General features: G+C 73.3%; 4 protein-coding genes. 3 read left to right on the top strand and 1 reads right to left on the bottom strand.

From position 1 onward, the window contains the following. Both ACFVXK_RS37770 and ACFVXK_RS37765 read left to right on the top strand, forming a co-directional pair. On the top strand, positions 1–137 hold a 137-nt coding region (locus ACFVXK_RS37770; RefSeq protein ID WP_366450250.1), incomplete at its 5' end, for an adenosylhomocysteinase. A 116-nt stretch (positions 138–253) separates the two neighbouring features. Further along, positions 254–913, top strand: coding sequence for a hypothetical protein (locus ACFVXK_RS37765; RefSeq protein WP_389621661.1), 660 nt, complete (start codon positions 254–256; stop codon positions 911–913). On the opposite strand, the gene ACFVXK_RS37760 is transcribed toward ACFVXK_RS37765, so the two are convergent. Then, positions 910–1,830, bottom strand: a complete 921-nt coding sequence (locus ACFVXK_RS37760) for an RDD family protein (protein ID WP_389621658.1) — start codon at positions 1,828–1,830, stop codon at positions 910–912. The two genes, ACFVXK_RS37765 and ACFVXK_RS37760, sit on opposite strands and share 4 nt — an antisense overlap. Before the next feature lie 114 nt (positions 1,831–1,944). Here ACFVXK_RS37760 and ACFVXK_RS37755 point away from each other — a divergent pair, with 114 nt between their 5' ends. Then, positions 1,945–2,952, top strand: coding sequence for a stage II sporulation protein M (locus ACFVXK_RS37755; RefSeq protein ID WP_389621655.1), 1,008 nt, complete (start codon positions 1,945–1,947; stop codon positions 2,950–2,952). Positions 2,953–3,245 lie beyond the last annotated feature (293 nt).

The raw sequence follows: 3,245 nt of genomic DNA, 5'->3' as shown, positions 1-3,245 counted from the left end.
AGCACCTCGACGAGAAGGTCGCCCGCCTCCACCTCGACGCCCTCGGCGTCAAGCTGACCACGCTGCGCCCGGAGCAGGCGGAGTACATCGGCGTCGAGGTCGAGGGCCCGTACAAGCCCGACCACTACCGCTACTGATCCGCCGGATCCCCACGGATCCCCGCGCATCGCGCACACTGAAGCAGGCCCCCGGCACCCCGTGCCGGGGGCCTGCCCCGTACGCACCCCGCAACGCCAGCCAAGGACCACGCCCCATGCCCCGCGGCCGCTACTCGCTCCACGACCCGCACGACCACACCCCCCTCGGCGAGGAGCACTTCCACTGCGCCCCCGGCCCCTCCGGCTGGCGGTACGTCTCCCAGACCACCGCCCCCGGCGGCGACCACCGCGGCTCCCTCGACCTGGCCGTCGACGCCCTCGGCCGCCCCATCCGCCTGGAGGCCAACGCATCGAGCTGGCAGGTCCGCGGCGCCGCCATCGACGGAGTCACCTGGGTCCGCACCGACCCCACCGGCAGGGAGGCCACCGAGGGCAACGTCGCCGCCCCCGGGTTCACCGGCACCTCCCCGGCCTTCCTCATCGCCACGGCCCGCCTGCTGCGCCTGGCCCCCGGCGCCCCCGCGACCCGGATCCGGCTCGTCGCCCTCACCGACCCGGTCCTCGCCCCCCGCACCGTCGACCAGGCCTGGGCCCTGCGCTCCCGCGCCGAGCACCCCACCGACAGCGGCCCGCTCGTCGTGGACGAGTACCAGGTCACCGCCCTCGACACGGGCGAGGTCCACACCGTCCACATCGCCGGCGACGTGGTCCTCTCCGCCCCCGGCATCGAACTGGAACACCTGGAAACCCCGCCGTCCACCTTCACGGACGCCGACCCCGAGGACCTCGAAGGCTTCGAAGACTTCGAGGACTAGGCGGGCGGCGCGAACCCGGTCGCGGGCGGCGCGGGCTCCACGGCCCCGGCCGGCCGCACGGGCGCCGCCACCGGAGGAACGGGCGCCACCGGCGCGGGGCCGGGAACCACCGGCGTCCCCCCGTACGCCCCGTACGCCACGGGCGCGGGAGCGGGAGCCGACGCGCTCCCGGCGGCGAAGGCCCGGGCGGCGTCCCGCGACTGCCGCTCGTGCACCACGGCCATCAGGAACGCGGCCGCCGGCACCCCGGCCGGCGCCGGCGCCCCCGTCCTGGCCACCACGTCGTCCGCGAGCCGCGCCGCCAGCACCGCGGCGGTCTGCGGGTCCAGCTGGTGCGTCCGCGACAGGTACTGCCGGATCGCCAGCCACAGCCCGTCGGGCACGGCCGACAGGTCCAGCCCCGTGAACCGCCCGGCCAGCCACGGCGGCGGCGGGGGCACGGGCAGCAGCCGGGTCCCCGGCACCCGCTCCCGCACCACCAGCGTCCCCCCGAACACGTCCCCGAGCCGCCGCCCCCGCTCCGACACCAGCGACGCGATGCACGCCACCGTCCCGAAGACCATCAGCAGCTCCACGACCCCCATCGCCCCGCGCACCAGCGCGTGCCGGAACCGGATCGGCCCGCCGTCCTCCCGCACCACCCGCAGCCCGCACGCCAGCTTCCCCAGCGAACGCCCGTGGCTCAGCGTCTCCACCGCGATCGGCACCCCGACCAGTACCAGCACCAGACTCGCCACGGACACGGCCGCCTGCGCCGCCAGGTCGAGCCCGGAGGTCGCGAGCACCAGCACGAAGAACACCAGCACGTACCCGGTGAAGTACACGACCAGATCGAGCAGGTAGGCCAGCGCCCGGCTCGGCAGCCGCGAGGGCCGCAGCCCCAGGACCACCGCGTCCCCCGTCACCAGACCGCTCACCGGACACACCTTTCCCCGACCTGACCCGCCCCTGTGGAACACCAGTCTGCCAAGCTGACCGCAGGACAGACAGCCGTATCGGGCGGGGCCAGGGGCAGGGGAGCGGACAACCGGATGGATCTCGACGTCTTCGTGGCCGCGCACCAGGCGCAGTGGGCCCGCCTCGAACAGCTCCTCGGCCGCGGCCGCCGGCTCACCGGAGCGGAAGCCGACGAGCTCGTCACCCTCTACCAGCGCACCGCCACCCACCTCTCGATGATCCAGTCGAGCGCCCCGGACCCGCTGCTCACCGGCCGCCTCACCCAGCTCGTGGCCCGGGCCCGCTCGACCGTCACCGGAACCCGCCGCGCGAGCTGGCGCGACGCCGCCCGCTTCTTCACCGCGGGCTTCCCGGCAGCCGTCTACCGCAGCCGCCACTGGTGGATACCCGCGGCACTGCTCTCCACGGCCGTCGGCGTGCTCATCGGCTGGTGGATCGCCACCCACCCGGAGGTCCAGGCCGCCGTCGCCGCCCCGGAGCAGCTCAAGCAGCTGACGCGCCCGGGCGGCGAGTACGAGACGTACTACTCCAGCCACCCGGCGGCCTCCTTCGCCGCGAAGGTGTGGACGAACAACGCCCAGGCCGCCGCCGTCTGCCTGGTCCTGGGGGCCTTCCTGGGCCTGCCGGTGCTCTGGATCCTCTTCCTGAACATGGCCAACCTCGGGGTGGGCCTGGGCCTGATGGCCTCGGCCGGCCGCCTCGACGTCTTCCTGGGCCTGATCCTCCCGCACGGCCTGCTCGAACTGACCGCCGTCTTCGTCGCCGCCGGTACGGGACTGCGCCTGGGCTGGACGGTCGTCGACCCGGGCCCGCGAACCCGCCGCGTGGCCCTCGCGGAACAGGGCCGGGCCGCCCTGGGCATGGCCATCGGCCTGGCGGTGGTCCTGTTCGTCTCGGGCCTGATCGAGGGCTTCGTGACCCCCTCGGGCCTCCCCACCTGGGCCCGCATCTCCATCGGCGTCGTCGCCGAGGCCGCGTTCCTGGCCTACGTCTTCGTCCTGGGCGGCCGCGCGTCGCGGGCCGGAGAGGCGGGCGACGTGGAGGAGGCGGACCGTACGGCACTGCTGCCGACGGCGGCGTGATGTGCGTACAAGCCTGTTCAGCTGCTAGTCTCCTCGTCGTCCCGCAAAGGGTGTTGACACACTCGGAGCGGGGAGGTAGATTCGAACGGTTGCCTCGAACTGGACAAGTTCGGCAGCGATGGTTTAAAGTCTTCTTCGCCCCCAAGAATCCAAGGAATTGCATTCCGCTGGGGCACATCCAGCTCTGAATCAGGAACTGAAGCCGGGAAATCCGGTGGAAAACTTCTGATAGAGTCGGAACCGCCGGAAAGGGAAAGCGCGAAAGCGAAGGACCTGGAAAGCACCGAGGAAAT

The sequence above is a fragment of the Streptomyces sp. NPDC058157 genome, assembly GCF_042884105.1.
GTDB lineage: Bacteria > Actinomycetota > Actinomycetes > Streptomycetales > Streptomycetaceae > Streptomyces.
The sequence above is the reverse complement of the archived record's forward strand: the minus strand, read 5'-3'. Positions and strand labels throughout refer to the sequence as shown.

Coding starts and splice junctions, on each gene's coding strand:
- ACFVXK_RS37765 (WP_389621661.1), top strand. CDS start 254: ATGCCCCGCGGCCGCTACTCGCTCCACGACCCGCACGACCACACCCCC.
- ACFVXK_RS37755 (WP_389621655.1), top strand. CDS start 1,945: ATGGATCTCGACGTCTTCGTGGCCGCGCACCAGGCGCAGTGGGCCCGC.